This window comes from Chryseobacterium sp. MYb264, from assembly GCF_035974275.1.
Classification (GTDB): Bacteria; Bacteroidota; Bacteroidia; order Flavobacteriales; family Weeksellaceae; genus Chryseobacterium.
Map to the genome: position 1 here is coordinate 3088944 of NZ_CP142422.1, position 21464 is coordinate 3110407.

Consider the following 21464-nt stretch of genomic DNA (forward strand, 5'->3'; position numbering starts at 1 on the left):
ATTTACAATATTTTTCTTAATAGTTTTTGCTGGCCCGCAAAAAATAACAGATAAAATATCTTTTTTTTCAGAGGCAAATATAACAGATAATTTTTATCAAAACGACTATACTGCAATATATCTTTAATTTTAATATTTCTCCGATTACGGAAATCCTCTAATTTTTCAGACATTTTATAAAATAACTCCTCATTCTTCACGAATGCTAAATAGGCCAGAAAAGAATAAACCCCCTCAAAAATCTGGAAGTTTTTAAGCTCTTTCTCTTTATGCGCATATCGTGAATTCTCAAAAACAATTTCTACATCTTCAACAGCTTTTAGTATATCCAAGCCCCGCTCTGTATGGGTTTTGGTGATAGAATCACTGCGTTCAAGATATTGATAATGAAAATTCTGGGTCTGAGCGATCGTATCACATTCCAACAAAAGCTGTGGAATAAGCTGAATATCCTCAAAATGAGCGGCTTTCTTAAATCTTTTATCTTTAAAAAGGTCCTTACTAAACAGTTTATTGCATGCAAAATAGCTTACATCTGAAAAAACTGAAAAATGGCTGTTCAAATCTATTTTTTCCGGCATATTAGGAATCTGGGTCAGTTTTTGGGTAATTTTCCCATGCTGGTCTACTTTCTGAATATTACAGATAACCATTTTACACTGATGTTTAAGTGCCAGAGCAGTCATTTCTTCAAACATGGAAGGCGACACATAATCATCACTATCCACAAAGCCGATATAGTCTCCTGTAGCTCTGTCTATTCCGTAATTCCGGGCATCACTCAGCCCACCGTTTTCTTTAGAAAAAGATTTAATCTTATCAGGATATTGGCGGGTATATTCCTGAATAACATGTTCCGAATGATCGGTGCTTCCGTCATTTACCACTACAATCTCAATATTTTTGTGTGTCTGATTCAGTAAAGAATCAAGACATTTCCCCAGGTATTCCTCTACATTGTAAACCGGAACGATCACAGAAACTTTAGCAATATTCCTCATATATCAGAATTTGGTAAGTCTCGTATTAAGCCAGCCCTTTTTGGCTTCGTCAAAATCTTTCCTCGAACACGGAATACAATTTTCTATATTCTCATCATCGCCAAAATACCAGAGATTACTGAATGTATCCCTTTTAAAGGCGTACTGCCGTTCATCCACAAGAACGTAAAAGATCTCATATTGTCTTTCCTTAGGATGAGACCTCTGGATATTAATCCCCTCCGTAAGATACCATATCATCTGGGCGAGCAGCTGGTGATTCAGCTGATTATCCGAGTAAATATTATAATTAAAAATCCCGACTGATTTCAGATTTTCACTTAATCCTATTTCTTTCATATAGGCACAGATCTCTCTTCTGTTAAGCCCATTTACCTGAGGGTTCATCGAGATAGGCTCGCCGAAACTCTCGATAGCATCGCAATTAACGGTCACCAAATCTGCTTTTCTAAAAAAAGGTTCTGTTTTCTCGGTGGAGTTCATCATCTCTGCCAGACGGATGATATCAAATTCAACTTCTTTAATCAGTCTTACAGAATCAACTTCATTCAAATGCTTTTGATATCCTAAATGATGATAATTCTTGATTCCAAAATCTTTTGCTCCAAAAATCTTACTTAAAAAAGTATGTTCATTAATCATCTCTCCCTGCTGAAGAGAGATGGTATTACTTATCTGTGTATAATTAATGCTTTTGGTATGAAGATTTAAAACCGAAAAGAGCGAAAATGCAAAATCATTAGATCCACCGATCACCACCGGAATTGCCCGCATAGAATGACATACAGAAAGTACTTCCTGCAAGATATAGTGGGAATCCTGAACAGATTTCCCCGAAACAAGATCTCCCAGATCTACCATGGGGATTTCAAAATCCAGCTGCGACAATTTATAAAACTCTTTTCTCACTCCGGCAAAGTTCTGCACTTCGGCATCTCCACCGGCTCCTCTGTAATCCGAGACAAAGAGCAGAACAATGCTGTCCTCCTTTATCTGCTTTGTAATTCCCCTGCCAATTTGCCAGCTTTCAGTTTTGAAATTTCCAGGTGAAATGATAAAATCTTCAAAATCCATTCTCTTACTTTAATATTTGTAAAGAAACATCCTTAGGTATATGCCTGGAAAACTCGGTCAGCTGAGCCCTTAACTTTCCGGCATCCTGACTCCGTATGGCATAAAAAGTAACCGTGGGACCACCGCAAATATAGTTATTCTGTATAGATAGTGTCGCCACTTTGATAAAATCATCAGGCATCTTCACCCAGCGTTCGTACACGATCGCAAGTTCGAAATTTTCATCTATGGCTGTTTTCTTAACATAGTCTTCCAACGGCTTATTTCTGATAAATTTTCCATGGTCATTTTTACGCAGTTCAGCTACTTTAATACTTCCTAAACCAAATGTATCGAGCAAATAAATATTATTAAAATAAGAAATTGCACCGATATCGTTAACGATCACCCTGGAGTTAGGGTAATACTGGTGTAGAAAATCTGCCAGCTGAATCTGCTGTTCATAGATATTTTTTGAAGCTACTTTCTGGTAATGAATCATCCTAATAAAACGGATATAAAAAGACGCTGCAAAGACAATAATAATACCGGCAAATACATATTTCATCTCTTTTTTTCGCTCAAAAACCATTTCTAAAAACGGAGCAATGGCCAATAAAACCAACACAGCCAGATACGCCTCATAGCGAATCATCCAGCCAAAATTGGCAAATAAAACATGAATTCCAAATCCTCCAAAGACCACTAAGCCAACCGCATTTTTTACAATTTTATCCGAAATCGATTTTCCACTCTTTGAAAATACAAAAATCTGAACCAATAAAATCAAGAAAAGAATCATCACTGAAAATCCCCGGTATATATTCCCGCCAATCCTTATCAGAAATGCTCCCAGCCCCGTGAACGTATTGCCTTTTAAGATCAATGAATTGGGTAAAAAGAATGAACCTTCCCGAATCGATAACCAGCCATATATTACCACGGGTAATAAAGAAACCACCCCTAGTAGAATACTTTTGGAAAATTCTCTTTTCATAAAGAAGAGATAGATACAGATAAAAAGAATAAAAAACAGGCTTTCATATCTAAAACCTGTCGCCAAAAACGAAAACAAGACCATCATCCAAAAGGTTCCGGCCTCTCCTTTTTCTATATACTGCCTGAAAAAAAATAAAATAAGTACCATGGTCAGGGTATGAAAAACATGCTCCATCCCGGAGATGATCATCAAATGTAGTGGCATAAGAAACAGAACGCCCAAAAGTACAACACCGTAAGTAATTAAAGAATATCTTTTTAAGTATTGATGGAGGACAACTAATAAAAGCACGCCGGCTATACTGTTTAACACCAGAGGAATATACTCCCAGTCTCCAAATACCCTGATGACAACTGATAGTAAAAAAGTAAAAAATGGAGAGGAAGTAGTAGATGAAAACTCGTGTTTGGTAATTCCCCAAACCCCTGATTCGGCAAAACTTTTTGCCATCGAAAGATGAATGTAGCTGTCATCGAGCGGATAAATAAATCTTCCGGCAAAATCAGTTACCGATTGTATACTCAGCACAATCAAAATTCCCAGCACTCCGAACACGGTGAAAAGTAATAGCTTTTTTTTCATCTTTTTCATTTATTGAACAAAATAATAATCGAATCTCCATCACAAAAATCTCCCGTAAAACGACAGCACGGTCATCATTTATTATCTTGTTACTTCTTTATGGGAATCAAAAGTATTAAAATAAAATTATTTAACCACCATAAAAGTCCGTTTGTTAACAGCTTCTTATCATAAGTTTAAAGAATTCAACCTGTACACCATTCTATAAAATCTCAAATACAAAAGTAGTTGACGTTCCAAATGCTCCTCCCTGCGTGGCTCCGAATAAAAATTGAGGAGCTTTTCCCTCCTTATCCAGCAAAACCATAGGTCTTTCTAACCTTCCGAAACGGGTTAGATGCTGAGGAGGCTTTGCTTCACTGATACAATGAGCCATATTCAGGTAAGCAATTTCGGGCTTTGTCCAGTGAATACCGTCTTTGGATGTTAAATGTAAACCATATTCATGATTAAAAAATCCCATATCACGGGCTATCATGTGAAATATACCTTTGTGTTCCCAGACAAAAGCATCTTCCAATTGTGCATTATTGGGTAATGATGAAAAATCAATCACAGGATTTTCTGACACTTTTTCGTAAGGTCCAAATGGAGAATTTGATTTTGCCAATCCGTATTTCCGATTTCCTCTCACAGGTCCTTTTTGTGTTTCGTATTCTTTTGTGTTCCAGGATTTGTAAAACAGCCAGTATTTTCCGTCGTTTCCTTTTACAAAAGCAGGGTTCGTTGTGCAATGATCATCCCAAGCGCCTTCTTTTCCGGGAAGAAGTAATGGTTTTTCCGGCCTGTTCCAATCTCCGTCAAGACTTTTCGATGTTGCCAGCCCTATTCTTTTGGTATTTGTTTTCCCGTTAGAAGTTCCCATGAAGAATAACAGATAGTCTTTACCAACTTTTTTAATTAAAGGATTGTGACAAGTGGTGGCATCCCAAAAACCTTCGCCACGTGGAGCTAAAACAACCTGCTTGTGTTGAAATTCATCAAAAGGCGAATTAGCTTCTGCGCGACAGATTTCAGAACCGTTCAACCAACCGCCCATTCCTTTTTCTTTTTTCCATCGGGAATAAAAAAGATGAATCTTTCCGTCTTCACCCCAAATCGGAGAACTGCACCAGATATAATAACCTTCCAAAGCCAAAGATCTTCCAATAGGTTTTAAATTGAAATAGGGTTTTTCTTCTGAGGATAATAAACCTGTAAATGATGATCCGAAAAATACAGCAGCAATACCTAAAGCGGAAATTTTTAGAAATTCTTTGCGGGTGAAGGGTTTTTCCATTGGATTTATTTGAAAGCTAATTTAGAAGAAACGGGAGTAAGTAGTGTCCTGAGGTTTCAGGTGGTATCACATGTACTTTGAAATAAATCCGCACAAAGAAAAGGCTGCCCTTTTTCGGACAGCCTTTATATCTATTATTTCAAAACTTATTTATTTCTTCGCTGCCGGTTTCTTCGCCGCCGGCTTTTTCACTGTTGTTGTCGCCTTTTTAGTAGCCGTTGTTTTCTTAGTAGCTGCTTTTTTAGCCGCTGGTTTTTTCTTTTCTGCAAAAGCTTTAGGATCCTGATCGGTGATCCATTTTTTAACCTCATCAAGAGAAATACCTTTCAGCTCCTCGCTTTCGTATTTGGTATCATCTTTCTTCTTTGGAATTTTATAAATATTCTTCCCATGCTTTACAATAGGACCCCATCTTGCATTTTCAATGGAAATTTTTTCGGCTTCCCATTGCTGAATATAACGGTTGGCCTCTTTTTCCAGCTTAGCCTCTACCAATTCATTGATGTCGCTTTGAGAAAGATTTTCGAAGTTATATTTTTTCGGAACATTAATGAAAATACTTTGATACTTAATAAAAGGACCAAATCTTCCCGTTCCCTTTGTAATTGGCACACCTTTGTACGATGCAATCGGTGCATCTGCAATTTTCTTTTCGCTAATGATCTCTTCGGCACGTTTTTGATCTACAGAAAGCGGATCTTCTCCTTTTGGAATACTGATGTACGTTTCGCCCCACTTTACATAAGGTCCAAATCTACCTACACCGACAGAAACAGGCTGCCCGTCTACTTCGCTAAGATCAAATGGAAGTCTGAATAACTCCATGGCCTCCTCAAAGGTGATGGTTGCTATATTCTGTCCAGCCATTAATGATGCGAAAATAGGTTTTTCTTCGTCGTCTGTTTCACCAATCTGAATCATAGCGCCAAATCGTCCGATTCTTGCGTGAACATTTTTACCTGTGCCCGGATCGACCCCTAAAAGCCTATCTCCCGTGGCACGGTCTGCATTTTCTTCCACATCTTCAATTCTCGGATGGAATTTTGAGTAGAAATCCGTCATCATTTCTTTCCATTTCTGGTCACCGTTGGCAATTTCGTCGAAGCTTTCTTCTACTCTTGCCGTGAAACCGTAATCTAAGATTTCTTTGAAATTATCTGTTAAGAAATCACTTACCACCTCACCCGTGTCCGTAGGAACGAATTTATTTTTATCCCCTCCGAATTTCTCGTTAAGGACTTCTTTTTTAATTTTATCTTTTACTAAAGACATCTTCACCACTTCTCTGGTCTGTGGATCGATCTCTCTTTTATCAACATATTCACGGTTTTGAATCGTCTGGATGGTTGGTGCATAAGTCGATGGACGACCGATTCCCAATTCTTCCAGCTTTCTGACCAAACCAGCTTCCGTATATCTCGCGCTTGGCCTTGTGAATTTTTCTGTAGCGGTAATTTTTTTATATTCTAAAACTTCACCAACTGTTACTTTCGGAAGTAATTTATCGTTGTTTTCATCGTCATCATCTTCCGCTTTTACGATTCCGTACGCTTTTAAGAAACCATCAAAAATGATCACTTCACCTTGCGCTTCAAAGTTTTGAGGAAGCTTTGTGTTTCCGATTTCGATTACTGTTTTCTCAATTTTAGCATTGGCCATTTGAGAAGCCAGTGTTCTTCTGTAAATTAACTGATAAAGTCTATTTAACTGAGAATCACCGATACTTTTCACTGCAAAATCAGTGGGACGGATTGCTTCGTGAGCTTCCTGTGCCGATGCAGATTTTGTAGTATAGTTTCTTGGTGCAGAATATTCCGCTCCGTATTCTGAAGTAATTTGTTTTTTTGCACCTTCGATAGCCTCCTGAGAAAGGTTTACCGAGTCGGTTCTCATATAGGTAATGTACCCTTCTTCGTACAATCTTTGTGCAAGACGCATCGTGTTGGTCACATTATATCCTAATCTTGAAGAAGCTTCCTGTTGAAGTGTAGACGTTGTAAACGGCGCAGAAGCAGATCGTGTCCCCGGTCTGGTTTCAACATTTAACACTTTAAACTCCGTTGTTCTTGCTAATTCTAAGAACTTTTCTGCGTCTTCTTCGTTTTCGAAATCCTTTTTTAGTTTCGCAGCAATTTCCTGCTCTGTTGCGTTTAAGAAAATACCATCTAGTTTGAAACTTGCTTTCGGAGTAAACTCACGAATCTCTTTTTCTCTTTCAACGATTAATCTTACAGCAACTGACTGTACTCTACCTGCCGACAAGCCCGGTTTCACTTTTTTCCAAAGTACAGGAGACATTTCGAAGCCCACGATCCTGTCTAAAACTCGTCTAGCCTGTTGAGCATTTACCAAGTTCTGATCTATATCTCTGGGGTTCTCAATAGATTTTAGAATGGCATTTTTAGTAATCTCATGGAAAACAATTCTTTTTCTGTTTTCCGGTTTCAGTTTCAGCTCTTCCGCCAAGTGCCATGCAATAGCCTCTCCCTCGCGGTCTTCATCGGAAGCCAGCCAAACCATTTCGGCTTTTTTCACGGCGGCTTTCAACTCAGTTACCAATTTCTTCTTGTCTGCAGAAACTTCATAATCCGGACTGAAGGTGGCCAAATCAATCCCCATCCCTTTTTTAGGTAAATCCCGGATATGTCCAAAACTGGATTTTACTTCAAAATCCTTCCCTAAATATTTCTGAATAGTTTTTGCTTTTGCCGGTGACTCAACGATTACTAAATTTTTCGACATTCTAAAATTTTTGCAAAAGTAAAGCTTTTTTATTATATAGGTTTTGAAATCTGAGTTTTATTTGAAAATGAATATCATTTAATTAAGATTAATTAAAAACACAAAAACCACAACAAACCCCTTCACAAAAACCATTCGAGTTACAAAATAAAACACAGAAACTTGAAATCAGGAGATCGATATAGAAATTTTCTTCATTGATGATAGATGAATAAATTTCATGGATATTAAAAAAGAGATGAAATACCCAAGGGCATTTCATCTCCGAATAGCATTCATCTAATAAAGTTATTGCTTGATGATCTTCACCATTACCTCTGAATTTACTTTCAAAAGGTATACCCCGGAAGGCAGTGCAGAAAGATCGGTTTTCCCATTTTCAAACTCTCCGGCTTTTATCATTTGTCCGGACATATTATAAATTTGAAAAAAATACCCTTTGTTCTCTGAAGCTTTTATGTGAAGCATATCCTTCACCGGGTTCGGGAAGAAAGAAATTTTATTATCTTTAACCCGATCTGTCACCTCAGCAGCCTTTAAAACTGCGGGCATTTTTGTTACTGGCAGTGAAGTGATCTGCAGTGTAGGAATAGGACCACTTTCGTTACCGTCCGCCTCGAATTTCATTTTTACACAACGGCAGTTCATTCCGAAATACGGATCATTATTATCATAATAGGCCACCATTCTGTTCGCAGAAGAAGCAGCATCAAACATGATATTGACAGGCCTTCCCAGATAGTTTGAATTTAAAGCGTCCGTCCAGATTCCCGGATATTGAAAGTTGATGACATTGTAGGTTCCCTGAGCTGTCTGATTTCCGGTAACATTCCTAATCCCTCTTGAACCGGCATTCGGATAATTCCCCACGCTATAAGATGAGTTATCATACATATAACCAATTGTAGTAGAGGTACTGTTCCTCACTCTTACTCCTAAAAAGTCATTAATCACGCTCCACCACCCGGAAACATTCTTGCCTTTTTTATACCAGGGCGAAAATCCAAAATCCATACCAGAAACAATAGAAACACTGGTTACATCAGGTATTCTCCATCCTTCAGGACAAGGATCGAAAGGAGATTTTGGCCCCCCTCTTCCCCAACGGTCATAGGCCAGATTAGGTTCCGTCGCCAGCCAGTCCGTTCCATTGGTATACAGAGGCTGAGACGAATTGTAGGCAGCAAAAGTACTCGGAACCATAAACACAAGAGGTTTCTGCACAGAGTAAGATAAAACTTTACTTATTTTTTCCGAAGGTTTATCAGTAGACAATACATTAGCATTGGCTGCATTTGCATAGGTACTGTACGGAATGATATAGTTTCCGGACAGATTATTGTACGTTGCATAAGACAATGTCGTGTAGGTGAGTGTACCACTTGGAGACATACTTCCTAAAAAGACACTGTTAGAACTGCGGTTGTCTGTATTTTGAAAAATAGGTATAGGGTCTTTTCTGCCCCATTGATAATGCATACCCGCCGACGCCCGGATTTGAGCCAGCTCAGCCGAGGTAGGGGTTAAAGGATTTGCCACCATCGGGAAAACATTTACAGCCCCAAGATTCCTGTCCATAAATTCTGTTTGAAGCGGAGAATATCCCTGCGTAATATAATTCACGTAATTTACAACCCCATCCAGAGGCAGCTCTGTGGTATAAGGTCTTGAATCAACAGGAGTATCTGTCACCCAGATATGCCAAGACCAGTACACAGGGTTTACAATACTCCCATTATGTAGGGTAACTACAGCATTCCCGCTCTGACCAGGATTAACCGTTACCCTGATCTTTGAATTGGTAAGACCCACGAGGGAGCTGGGAGAAGAATCTGAAATATTTAAAGCACTGATTAATGCCGTATTTGTAGTCCACAAAACATTCACCCGCAAATCATTGAAACTCGAAGGATCGAGAATCTCTTTATTGTTCAGCAATTCACTTTGTACAGAAAATGCCTTACTGACAGGAATTTCTATTATAGAAGGTGTTGTACCCTTTACTATCTGATAGGTATTAGGGTTATTAATCCCTTCTCTGTATTCTAAGGAATCGGTAAAATATTCTGTTGGAAAATTATATCCGTTCACCAAATACAAAGGATCCTTAATACAACGACAGGCATTAGCATCAGAGGTTCCTGCTGTCATTAAGGGCATATAAAAAAAACGCCCTTTTGCATTCGGAATATTAGGATCCTGTACGTCCGGCTGATCTTTATCAGGAATCATCCACAACATCCTTGCTCCAACAGCAGGAGAGGCATCAAAGTGTCTTGGCATTGTCGCTGTCCAGACAGCGGTATGATGCTCATCACTGTATTGTCCTTCATGAGCATTTCTGATCAGCTGACCGGATCCTGGAAAAACCCCCATATTATAACCTCCTACATTCGACATGTCAAATCCAAAATTGGCATAGACGCGAAACCCCGTCATATATGAAGGAACTCCGTTATCCGTAGGTTTTATAAGATGATATTTATTATTTTCAAAGGTACTCTTCCCCAAATTGGTTCTTACCCCAAACGGCGAATAGTCGAGGCGGATATCATCAATATAAGAAGTTGAACCCTGATTGGCGACTAATACAGAAGGAATACGCCATCCGTTCGGACAAGGATCAAAAGAAGATTTATCCCTATAAGGTTTAGCATTTGCATCGGCATTATAATTCGTGGTGATAATCTTACCCTGAGAATTGTCTGACCATAAATTAAGTTCTCCCAGCTGGGCATCAGTAAAACCAGGGGATCTTCCAAACCAGTTGACCGGAGAATTCAAGTTATTATTATAATAAGCCTGCCCCGAGTTATCATCTTTATTAATATAGATCAGACTCAACGGATTTTTAACCGACAACTGCAGATTATTGCTAATTAAAGCGTTCGAAAAAGTAACATACTTTGTAAGATTATCAATTGTGACGGCATTAGTCATGTTTTTAGCCTGTCTGTGCCGAATCCTTCCAATCGTTCCGCTAACCTCGTAAAAGTCATCCGATTTAGTAACCAGAGCAGGTATGGGATCCTTTCTTCCCCACTGATAAAGCAGCCCACCGCTTCGGTTCCATTCCGAAGAAGTCATAGAACTGCTGATGGCTCCTAAGTTACGATCCATCCACTGCCAATCCGAATCCGGAATAACTTCAATGGTTCCGTTTGTTCTTTGTCTTGTGACCCCGGGATAACTTTTATACGTAGAACCATTGGTAGGATCATCGGTAACCCATATATGCCAGCTCCAATAAATTTCACCATCAATACGCAGGGCTATTACCGCATTCCCTTCTTTCGCCTTATTAACACCCACTCTTATTTTTGCATTCTCGCCCGAACCGGTTATTTGCAGCAAATAATCCTCTCCCGTATCTATTAATCCATGAACATCCTCCCAAAGAACTTCAGCAGTTGTTTTACCAGAAGGCACTTCCGCCCCCAGCCATTTGTTCGTTTTCCATATCGCATATACTTTCTTCACCGGAATAACAAGACCCGTACTGGCCAGAGACGGATCAAAGATATAACTGTTAGGAGCCTTAGTCCAATCTAAAGCCGGCTCACGATTTGCGGATCCATAAGAATTAAATTGAGTAGAGTTTACATTGCCATTCTGAACATTTACTTGTAGAGTTGTAGAATTTTTATTATTCAGGTTAAGATCACCTGAGTACTGAGTCATCAGTCGGTTTTTTTCATGTACCTGATCTTGAGAATACAGGAAAACCGAGGCTAGGCAACAAATTGCCGCTAAATGTTTTTTGTAATTTTTCATATTCCTTGTTTTGCGCTCTTTGTCACAATACAATTTTTAAGCCTTCTGTAATAAATTATCATTTATTATATAAATCGTTTTTCAATATTTAAATTATATAATGAAAAACATATATTTTTTACATTATAAATACAGATACCACATTTTATATGTTAAGATTTGCAAAAATACAAGAATATTGATTAAAAAAATTATTATTCAAATCAATATGAAGAAATATTAAAACTAAAAACTTTTATTTTGGTTTAAATTTTAAAGATCAATCTTCGTCAAATTATTCAATATAACCACGCCCTTTATTATAAATTTTCATCTTTAGAAGATAAAATCAAGAATAAATTCAATGTAAATCAGACTACCTCAATCCACATGAAAGGTCAATAAAAAAAATGAAAAAGAATCAAAAATATTTTGACTAATAAGAATTAAAACGGCTTCATTATAAGAAATCTCCAGGACATCGAAAAGGAAAGCTCCGGACTACCTCATCACCCGACAGATATTCCCTCATTTTTAATAAAAAAAGACAGCACATTCGCACTGTCTCAACTTCACAACAACATCGCAATCCATCACCTATTAAACGGACATAATACCTCCTGAACCGTAAAAACATTTTTATCCAACTGATCTAAAAAAGACCTTTTTGCAAAAATTCTTAAAATTTTATCATACCCTATTCTGCTAATCAGACAATTGACATAATGCTTTTTAAAACGAGAATCATCCTGTATCTGCTTAAATATCAATTTATTAAAATTACTCACCTCCAGAACTTTCAGCAAATCACCCGGTTCTGAAAAATCTCCTGCAATCCAAAATAAATCCGGTTCCTCTTCAAAAAAAACACTTTTACTGAAGCCCGCATGGTTTTTCATCAAAATACCATCATTACTCTTATCTGCATGCGCCATTTTCACATAATTCAACCCGAGCATATCCATCGTTTTACCTTTATATACAAAACCACAGCCTCCCGCCGCCATAACTCCCTGGGTTGGATACCTCATACATCCTGAAAAAAGCTTATTAAGCTCTGACGAATGATACCGCTCATTCTTGGCAACTTTAAACTCGTGAGCAAGCTTAGACTCCCGTTTATAAAGGAGATTATAATTGTAATAAGAAGAAAAAAATACAGCCACAGCAAGAGAAATAATATGCTTACCCGTAAGCTTCACTCTCTGCGCATAATCAGTAAAGAAAAAAGAGAGAAGAACAAGAGGAATCACAGGCTGCATGAAGCGGTAATTTGCGAAATAGTCCCCACCCGTATACAATGGAACAAGCAACGCCAACAAAAACAGAGAAAACAGAAAGAGAAAATTAAAATATTTCTTTTGTGTAATAAATTTTAGTTTTTCTGCCATAAAGAGCCTTATAAAAAATAATATATTCAGCACCAGAATTATCAAAAACAAAGGATTATACAACAGAAAGCCCACAATATATTTGCCTCCCAAAAACAAATTACGTGTAAAACTTGTTGAAACTTTAGCATAATAGGTGTTAGGAAAAGGATACCCAAAATAGCTGATCCTCCAGACAATAAGAAAGACCAAACTCGTAACAAATACCGCTAACAGGGAGAGATTGTAAAAAAATATGCTTTTTGTTTTCCTGTTCAAAACATATTCTTTACTGGCATTAAAAAAAATAAAGAAAGGAACCCACACCATTGACTCCGGCCTCGTCAACACCATAAAAAAAACAAGAACTCCGGCTATTGTGTAATATCGGATTCTATGGGTGGAAGAACTTAATTCCAAAATCATCAGAGAGAATATAATCAGTAAAAAACACCATAATCCCGTTTCAAGCAGAGACAAAACCGTCCATTCAAAAAAACCGGGGATTACAGGAAGAAGTGTGATAAGAAGAATCCAACGATAGCTATCTGCCTTACAATCGTGCAATGACAATCGTACAAAAAAAAGATTGATCTTATAGAAAACGATCGTTATCAAAACGATATTCAACAACAAAAGAGCTATATTGGGATATTCAAAAAAATAAAAAAACACTCCCCCGATTAAAGTCCAGAGTAAAGAAGTAACCCCCTCAACCCTCTCGCCATCAAGATTAAATACAAAACCATGGCCAGCTGCCAGATTCCGCATATAAACAAAATAGATATTTGCATCATCAATTCCGATCCATGAAGAATCATTTAGCCAAAAATAGATCAGCGTGCATCCTGTAACATAAAACAGAATCCATAAAAAAGTCTTTAATTTCATCGTTGTTTTCTTCTAAATATATTAAAATATATCCAGATCCTTTGATAAAATCTCATCGAAAAATGCATTTCAAACACCCATTTAACCCATAATTTCTTTTAGGGTCTCATCATCAAAATTTCTGACATCTTTTGCTAATTTACTTCATCTGATATTAAAATATAGCGTAAAAAATAAATCAGAAAAAATAGCCAAAAACAACATAAAATAGATTTCCAGCCCCTTTAAGATCCATAAACCTTTAAAATACAGCTCCCGATTAAGGCAGTAAGAAATTGTTATAAAGATCAATTGTAAATCTACCCGCTACGATATTTCTGAAACTCGCAAACACAAGGAAGTTAAATACAACCATAAAAACAATAAACACATAGACCATGATCTTACTCTGCTTGGAAATCACGTACATCGAATTCGGAATAATAACAAGCCCCAACCCGGTGAACGCCCCCACCAACCTTGATGAGAAAACCGGATTATTTCTGAAAATAAAGAAAAAACAGATCCCCACAAGTGCATAATTTCGGTGGTATTCATAGTAAGGATATTTTTCCTTGAGCTTTGTATCATAGAAAAAGAGAAAAAATGTCAAAATTGCGGTCATTGCTTCCGGAATCCCCACTCCACCATTCAGCCTCTCAACAGACTCTTCCATATAGGCATTAAAACCACCAATAACAGTACTGTCTGAAGCCACACTGTCTAGAAAGCTACCAAAAACCCTATACACCTCAAACGGAGACAGAATAATCGATATGATAATTGCAGCGAGCATTATGGTTTTATTCACCGGAATTCGCGCGATCCAATACATGGGAATAAAAGCATAACATATATTATGAATTCCACCTGCCAGATAAATACAGAGTAAAAAGTAAAAGAGCTTCCTGTCTTTTATAAACCTTACCGCAAAATAGCCGATGGCTACCCCCAAATTCTGCCGAATCTGCCCACATTCTCCAATAAAGAAGCCGGGAATAAACATAAAAAGAATAAAGGTAAAGGGATAAAACGTATTATCCTCAACGTACTGTAATTTAAAAAATATCGCCACCGCCGCAATAACGAGCGTTAGCATATAATAAGGTGAATCGAAAACGTTCAGAAGAATTTTATTGATGAGCACATACAGCCATTCCACCGAAACAGACTCTTTGGAATCCATGTGCAACCCTTTCAAAATAATACTGGAATAATCTACGGTATCAGAATAGATATAGATCCCTTTATAACTTCCGTAATCAGGGCCCACACCATTTCGAAGGCCTGCTACGAGAACCATAAAACCTCCCAGCATATACAGATACTTTCGGTCTACCTTAGCCCTAAAAACTTCCTGGTAACTAAATATGAATAGGAAAAAGATTATGATCAGAAAATATGGGTGTAATAAACTCATTATTTTTTATTGTAAATCTCTAATAAATTATTTTTTTCATCATCGGAACTTTGCAAAAGTAGATTATTTTTTATTCCTCCTGAAATATTTTATTGATTTTCAGATAAACTTATTGTTAAAAACCTTTGAACTCCTTCCGAAAAAATTAAATTTGCAAACCTGATTTTCATAATGCAATGCATCGTTTTTTTATATTTTTATATTATCTGATCGCCAGAAACAAGATTTCATCTGTATTTTTCGCAGTAGGAACCTTGCTTTTATGTGTATTTTTTGCTTCAAAAATAAATTTTGAGGAAGATATCAATCAGATTATTCCAAAAAATGAAAAGTCGGATCTTACGGCAAAAGTCCTGAAACAGCTCAACTTTTCAGATAAGGTCATTGTTATTATTGAAAACAAATCCAAAGAAGAAAATTTTCAGCTTTCGGAAACGGCTGATACTTTTTTAACCAAAATTGAACCTTTACAGAAATATATTGGTTCCGTTCAGGGAAAAGTAAACGATAACGAAATTTCAGAGACCTTCGATTTTGTAAATCAGAACCTTCCCTTGTTTCTGAATGAAAACGATTACAAAGAAATTGAAAGAAAGCTACAAAAGGACAGCATTGCGAAACAGGTCGAAAGCAATTATGTTTCACTGGTTTCCCCTACAAGTCTTGTTACAAAGGAATTTATTAAAAAAGATCCGCTGGGAATTACTTTTTTAGGGATCAAAAAACTGAGTGCCTTAAATATCAGCAAAGATTTTAAACTTGAAGACAATTACATCGTTACCAAAGACGGAAAAAACCTTCTTCTTTTCATTGACCCGAAAAACAAAAGCAACGACACCAAAAACAATGAAACATTTGTTAATCAGCTAAATGAGATCAAAGACGGAATCAATATACAATTCAAAGGAAAAACCGAGATCAGTTATTTTGGCTCTCCGGTAATTGCCGTTGCAAATGCCCAACAGATCAAAAAAGATATTCAGAATACAGTCATTATTTCCATGACGGTGCTTTTGATCCTGCTTATTTACTATTTCAGGAATATTTTTACGCCACTCATTGTTTTTCTTCCCACCGTTTTCTCAGTTTTACTAGCGTTGTTGATTTTATATTTTATTAAAGATAAAATTTCAGCCATTTCATTAAGTGTCGGAGCCATTCTAATTGGAATCACGATCGATTATGCGCTTCATATTTTAACTCATTACAAGCATAACAACAATATTGAAGAGCTTTACAAAGAAATCACGAAGCCGATTGTTTTAAGTAGTGCCACTACAGCCGTCTCATTTTTGTGTCTGGTTTTTGTCCGTTCGGAAGCCCTGAAAGATTTGGGACTTTTTGCCGCGATAACAGTTATTCTCTCTTCGGTCACAGCTTTGATTATCGTTCCGCAATTATATAAACCAAAGAAAAAAGAACACAACTTAAACACCAATTTTATTGATAAAATCGGGTCTTATCCTTATGAAAAAAACAGACCTCTGATTATCGGATGTTCGGTGATTATTTTGGCTTGTCTTTTTGGCTTCAGGCATGTTGGTTTTAATGAAGATATTGGTGATCTCAATTATATCCCGAAAGACCTGAAGATCAGCGAGGCAAAGCTTGAAAAACTTTCTGACATCACTTCAAAATCTATTTATACGATTTCTTACGGGAATTCAGAAGGGGAAGCACTGGCAAGAAACTCTCAATTGAGTCAGTTTTTGGAAAAAGAAAAACAGGAAGGAAAAATCCTGAGTTATAACTCTCTCGGAAATATTGTCTTATCTGAAAAAGATCAACAAAAGAAGATCGAAGAGTGGAAAAAATTCTGGGACGAAAATAAGAAGCTCCAAACGGTTGCTGAGTTAATTAAAAACGGAAACCAATTTGGATTCAACAGCTCAGCCTTTGATCAGTTTAATGAAAATTTAAATAAAAACTATTCTACACTAACTTTAAAGGACTATGAAAAGGTGAAAGCCCTACAGATTTCGGAGTTCTTAAGCAATGAAAATGGGTTTTACACCGTTTCTAATGTGGTAAAAGTTGATGAAAAGAAAAGAGACATCTTCATTACAGATGTTGAAAAAAAGCACGACGCTTTAGCGATTGATCGCCAACAGATGAATGAAAACTTTTTAGGTTTATTGAAAAACGACTTCAATACATTAATCAATTATTCTCTTCTGGCGATTATTTTAACCATTATCGTCTTTTTCAGAAATTTTGAACTGACGGTCTTAACCATGTTCCCAATTGTATTAACAGGCGTTGTGACAGCAGGAATTTTGTATTTCTTAGGGTTAGAATTAAATATTTTCAGCACCGTTGTCTGCACCTTGGTGTTTGGAGTGGGCGACGATTTCAGTATTTTCCTGACACAGGCCATGCAGAAAGAGCATACGAATGGTAAAAATGAACTTCCGACGTACAGGACTTCCATTATTTTGGCAGTTTTTACAACGATTTTATCTATCGGTTCTCTAATTTTTGCAAAACATCCGGCTTTGCATTCATTAGCTTTGGTTGCATTGATCGGAATGTTCTCGGTCATCATCATTACCTCTACATTATATCCGTTTTGGTTCAGATTATTAATTACCAATAGAGCAAAAAAAGGACTTTCTCCGATTACATTTCGCTTGTTTTTAAATTCTGTGATTTCATTTTTATATTACGGATTAGGAGGCTTACTATTTTCCGCGATTGGAAGCATCTTTGTGAAAAATTCCAAGGGTAAAACATTAAATATTATTAAATTAATTCTAGCGAAGTTTTTAACTTCTGTATTATATTCCAATCCATTTGTAAAGAAAAGAGTCATTAAAAACCCAAATGAGGATTTGAGCAAACCGGCCGTTATTATTGCCAATCATACTTCATTCCTGGATACACTGGCTTTGGCGATGACAACGCACAAGATTATTTATCTGGTGAATGACTGGGTCTACAACTCTCCTATCTTCGGAAAACTGGTGAGGGCATTAGGTTTTTATCCGGTTTCGCAGGGAATAGAAAACGGGATGCATCAGCTGAAGGAAAAAATAAAACAGGGATACTCTTTGGTGGTATTCCCTGAAGCGGAGCGCTCTTATACAAACGATATCAAACGATTCCATAAAGGAGCATTTTATATTGCTGAAGAATTCGGACTGGATGTGGTTCCGGTTTATATCCACGGGAATTCTGAAGTACAGCCTAAAGGCGATTTTATCATTTTTGACGGAAGCATCACCGTAAAAATCGGGAACAGAATTCATAAAGATGATATAAGCTTCGGAAAAAATTATTCTGAAAGAACGAAAAAAATAAATGCCTACTTCAGAGAAGAGTTTACCAAGCTGAGAAATGAGCTTGAAGATGAAAATTATTTTAAGAAAAAATTGTTTTTAAGCTATCTATATAAAGATAATGAAGTTGTACAGGAAGTACAAGAGGATTTTAATCAGAACAAATCCGTTTACTTTGAACTGAATAAGCATCTTCCGAAAGAAGCGAATATTCTACATTATGCGAATGATTACGGCCAGAAAGATGTTTTATTAACCCTTCAGCAGCCAAGCCGGAAAATGTTCACCATTATTAAAGATGATGATAGAAGAGCAACTGCCGAACAGACCTATTTAGTAAAGAGAAGAAAAATTAATTATATAAAAGATACCACAGAAATCACCAAAAAAATTGATGTCCTTTTGGTTTCGGATGAGAATTTTGACATCAACACTGTTGCTCAGCTGCCTGAGATGATCATTTTTGTAAATGTTAAAGAAAATTCGTTAAATCATACAAATTTTTCTTTAAAATTCAGCTCCGAATCATTAAAAGTATTTAGTCTTAAATAATAAATATGAAAAGCATATTTTTGTAAACCCTTAATAAAAACTAATGCAAAAAAATATACTCGTTATATACTACACACAGACCGGACAGCTGGAAGACATTGTAAGGAATGTGGCGAAACCTTTTGAAGCAAAAAAGGATGAATATAACGTAACTTATTACAACATCAGGATGAAGGAAGATTTTCCTTTCCCCTGGCCGAATGATGTGTTTTTCAATACATTTCCGGAGTCTTATTTGCAGATCCCCAGTGAAATCGTTCCGCCATCGGAAGACCTACTGAATAAAAAGTATGATTTAATTCTCTTCGGATATCAGGTTTGGTATTTAACGCCTTCTATCCCGATTATTTCATTTTTGAAGAGTAGTTACGCCGCGAAGATATTCAAAGACACCCCTGTGGTGACCATTTCCGGGACTAGAAATATGTGGATGCTCTCTCAGGAAAAACTGAAAGTATATTTGAAAGATTTTAATGCCAAATTGGTTGGAAACATCGCTTTGGTAGACCGACATGACAATTACACCAGTGTGCTGACGGTAATCCGATGGATGATTGGCGGACAAAAGGAAAAATCCGGAATTTTACCCGCAGCGGGCGTTTCGGATAAAGAAATTAATGAATCCGGAAAGTTTGGCGAAATTATTGAAAGACATTTCCGCAATAATAAGTTGGGGACTTTGCAACCCGAGCTGGTAAAAAACGGAGCCGTGGAAATCCGTGCCTTCTTGGTAAGAGTGGAAAAAGTGGGAAACAAAATTTTCACCATCTGGTCCGGTCTTATCATGAAGAAAAAAGAAAAACGACCATTGCTTATCAAATTCTTTAAGGTATATTTGATGGCCGCGATATGGATTATTTCACCTATCGTATTGGTTTTACACTTATTGACAACACCTATCTTTTGGTTTAAAAGAAAGAAACAAAGAGAATATTTACAAGGAATTAATATAAAATAGAATGTACGACGTATTTATAACAAAAGCATCAAAATACCTACCCAATGAGCCGGTTTCAAATGATGAAATGGAAACGTATCTTGGTTATATAAATGACGCAAAATCTAAAGCAAAAGCACTTATTTTAAGAAATAATAAAATCACTACAAGATATTACGCTTTAGACAAAGAAGGAAACCCAACGCATACCAATGCCCAGATAACGGCAAGAGCGATCGAGGGACTTTTTGATGAAAATTTCAAAAAGGAAGATATGAAATTACTGTCTGTGGGAACCACTTCTCCGGATCAGATTCAGCCTTCACATGCTTCCATGGTTCACGGTGAATTAAATATCGGAAAATCTATTGAAATTAATACCGCAACAGGACTTTGCAACTCAGGGATGAATGCCCTGAACTACGGATTCCTTTCCATCAAAGCAGGGGTTCAGGATGCTGCCGTTTGTGCAGGATCTGAAAGAATGTCCGCATGGATGACCGCAGATAAATTCAACCACGAGGCAGAAAATTTAGTGTTGCTTGAAGAAAGACCAATCATCGCTTTCAAAAGAGAATTCCTGAGATGGATGCTTTCTGACGGAGCCGGTGCTTTTTTATTGGAAAATAAGCCAAGAGAAAATGAAACCAATTTAAAAATAGAATGGATTGATTTTTATTCTTATGCTCACGAAATCGAAGCCTGTATGTATGCAGGTTGCGAAAAGCAGGAAGACGGAAGCCTGAAATCTTGGGCAGATTACCCATCAGACGAATGGCTGAAGCAGTCTATTTTTGCCTTAAAGCAGGATACAAAAATTTTAGATAAATATATTTTAGTAAAAGGTGCTGAAAGTTTAAGATCATCTTTTGACAAACATAATCTTGATCCTGAATCTGTTGATCACGTTTTGGCTCACATTTCTTCTGGCTATTTTAAAGAAGGTCTAAAAGAAGAATTTGCCAACGTAGGATTAGATTTCCCTTGGGAAAAGTGGTATTACAACCTTTCTGAGGTTGGAAATATTGGAGCAGGTTCTATTTTTGTGGCTTTAGAAGAATTAATAAATTCCGGAAAGCTGAAAAAAGGAGAAAAAGTACTTCTTTGTGTGCCGGAAAGCGGAAGATTTGCTTATTCATGTGCTTTATTAACGGTTTGCTAATGGAAAATAAGTTACCAACATCTGACCAGAATTTTGTGGAAAGCTTAATTCCGCAAAGATTTCCTTTTGTCATGGTAAACAGTATTGCATCATATTCTGAAACGCAATTAGTTTCAGGATTTGAAGTAAAAGAGGAAAATATTTTTGTTCAGGACGGAATTTTTCAGGCTTCAGGCTTGGTAGAGCATCAGGCACAGAGCGTTGCTTTGCACACCGGTTACAAATATTATTTATTAGGAAAAGAAGCTCCCACAGGTTATATTGGTGCTATCAAAACTTTTGAAGCAATACAATTACCGAAGTTGGGAGATAAACTAACTTCTGAAGTTTCTATTATTAATGAAATGATGGGAGTAACTTTGGTTGATATTGTAACGAAGCTGAATGATGAGATTATTGCAAAATCTCAAATGAAAACAGTTGTAATGTAATTATAAAACTGAAATTAATATCCAAGTTAAACCT

At 36.9% G+C, this 21464-nt stretch carries 12 protein-coding genes; 4 read left to right on the forward strand and 8 right to left on the reverse strand.

Annotated elements, in window-relative coordinates; all coding sequences use genetic code 11:
* Positions 1-2: 2 nt before the first annotated feature.
* The 8 genes from VUJ46_RS13250 to VUJ46_RS13285 all read right to left on the reverse strand — a co-directional run bounded on the left by VUJ46_RS13250 (position 3) and on the right by VUJ46_RS13285 (position 15070).
* Complete coding sequence (locus VUJ46_RS13250) at positions 3-1001, reverse strand: glycosyltransferase family 2 protein (protein WP_326981224.1); 999 nt, start codon at positions 999-1001, stop codon at positions 3-5.
* 3 nt (positions 1002-1004) lie between these two features.
* Positions 1005-2075, reverse strand: coding sequence for a formimidoylglutamase (locus tag VUJ46_RS13255; RefSeq protein WP_326981225.1), 1071 nt, complete (start codon positions 2073-2075; stop codon positions 1005-1007).
* A gap of 4 nt (positions 2076-2079) precedes the next feature.
* Positions 2080-3636 carry a hypothetical protein gene (locus VUJ46_RS13260; protein WP_326981226.1) on the reverse strand — a complete coding sequence of 519 codons (1557 nt, stop codon included), beginning with the start codon at positions 3634-3636 and terminating at the stop codon, positions 2080-2082.
* Between the two features lie 202 nt (positions 3637-3838).
* Positions 3839-4915 carry a glycoside hydrolase family protein gene (locus VUJ46_RS13265; protein ID WP_326981227.1) on the reverse strand — a complete coding sequence of 359 codons (1077 nt, stop codon included), beginning with the start codon at positions 4913-4915 and terminating at the stop codon, positions 3839-3841.
* A gap of 150 nt (positions 4916-5065) precedes the next feature.
* Positions 5066-7657: a type I DNA topoisomerase gene (topA, locus tag VUJ46_RS13270; RefSeq protein WP_326981228.1), complete on the reverse strand. Its 2592-nt coding sequence runs from the start codon at positions 7655-7657 to the stop codon at positions 5066-5068.
* A gap of 288 nt (positions 7658-7945) precedes the next feature.
* Positions 7946-11431 (reverse strand): T9SS type A sorting domain-containing protein, encoded by a 3486-nt coding sequence (locus VUJ46_RS13275; RefSeq protein WP_326981229.1) that lies wholly within the window; start codon positions 11429-11431, stop codon positions 7946-7948.
* Between the two features lie 572 nt (positions 11432-12003).
* Entirely contained in the window at positions 12004-13671 is a 1668-nt protein-coding gene (locus tag VUJ46_RS13280) for a hypothetical protein (RefSeq protein WP_326981230.1), read from the reverse strand.
* Positions 13672-13930: 259 nt separating this feature from the next.
* The gene (locus VUJ46_RS13285; RefSeq protein WP_326981231.1) at positions 13931-15070 is read right to left on the reverse strand and encodes an EpsG family protein; all 1140 of its coding nucleotides are present in this window, start codon (positions 15068-15070) and stop codon (positions 13931-13933) included.
* 176 nt (positions 15071-15246) lie between these two features.
* On the opposite strand from VUJ46_RS13285, the gene VUJ46_RS13290 reads away from it, so the two are divergent.
* The 4 genes from VUJ46_RS13290 to VUJ46_RS13305 are packed head-to-tail and all read left to right on the forward strand — an operon-like array spanning position 15247 to position 21430.
* Positions 15247-18900: an MMPL family transporter gene (locus VUJ46_RS13290; protein WP_326981232.1), complete on the forward strand. Its 3654-nt coding sequence runs from the start codon at positions 15247-15249 to the stop codon at positions 18898-18900.
* A gap of 43 nt (positions 18901-18943) precedes the next feature.
* Entirely contained in the window at positions 18944-19858 is a 915-nt protein-coding gene (locus VUJ46_RS13295) for a dialkylrecorsinol condensing enzyme DarA (protein ID WP_326981233.1), read from the forward strand.
* 1 nt (position 19859) lies between these two features.
* Positions 19860-20999, forward strand: a complete 1140-nt coding sequence (locus tag VUJ46_RS13300) for a beta-ketoacyl-ACP synthase III (RefSeq protein ID WP_326981234.1) — start codon at positions 19860-19862, stop codon at positions 20997-20999.
* Positions 20999-21430, forward strand: coding sequence for a hypothetical protein (locus VUJ46_RS13305; RefSeq protein WP_326981235.1), 432 nt, complete (start codon positions 20999-21001; stop codon positions 21428-21430). The genes VUJ46_RS13300 and VUJ46_RS13305 overlap by 1 nt, the downstream gene beginning before the upstream one ends.
* The last annotated feature ends 34 nt before the right edge of the window (positions 21431-21464 follow it).

Excerpts from the sequence above, each read along its gene's own strand:
- VUJ46_RS13250 (WP_326981224.1), bottom strand. The coding sequence starts at position 1,001 with ATGAGGAATATTGCTAAAGTTTCTGTGATCGTTCCGGTTTACAATGTA.
- VUJ46_RS13285 (WP_326981231.1), bottom strand. The coding sequence starts at position 15,070 with ATGAGTTTATTACACCCATATTTTCTGATCATAATCTTTTTCCTATTC.
- VUJ46_RS13305 (WP_326981235.1), top strand. The coding sequence starts at position 20,999 with ATGGAAAATAAGTTACCAACATCTGACCAGAATTTTGTGGAAAGCTTA.
- VUJ46_RS13265 (WP_326981227.1), bottom strand. The coding sequence starts at position 4,915 with ATGGAAAAACCCTTCACCCGCAAAGAATTTCTAAAAATTTCCGCTTTA.
- topA (WP_326981228.1), bottom strand. The coding sequence starts at position 7,657 with ATGTCGAAAAATTTAGTAATCGTTGAGTCACCGGCAAAAGCAAAAACT.
- VUJ46_RS13280 (WP_326981230.1), bottom strand. The coding sequence starts at position 13,671 with ATGAAATTAAAGACTTTTTTATGGATTCTGTTTTATGTTACAGGATGC.
- VUJ46_RS13290 (WP_326981232.1), top strand. The coding sequence starts at position 15,247 with ATGCATCGTTTTTTTATATTTTTATATTATCTGATCGCCAGAAACAAG.
- VUJ46_RS13255 (WP_326981225.1), bottom strand. The coding sequence starts at position 2,075 with ATGGATTTTGAAGATTTTATCATTTCACCTGGAAATTTCAAAACTGAA.
- VUJ46_RS13275 (WP_326981229.1), bottom strand. The coding sequence starts at position 11,431 with ATGAAAAATTACAAAAAACATTTAGCGGCAATTTGTTGCCTAGCCTCG.
- VUJ46_RS13300 (WP_326981234.1), top strand. The coding sequence starts at position 19,860 with ATGTACGACGTATTTATAACAAAAGCATCAAAATACCTACCCAATGAG.
- VUJ46_RS13260 (WP_326981226.1), bottom strand. The coding sequence starts at position 3,636 with ATGAAAAAAAAGCTATTACTTTTCACCGTGTTCGGAGTGCTGGGAATT.
- VUJ46_RS13295 (WP_326981233.1), top strand. The coding sequence starts at position 18,944 with ATGCAAAAAAATATACTCGTTATATACTACACACAGACCGGACAGCTG.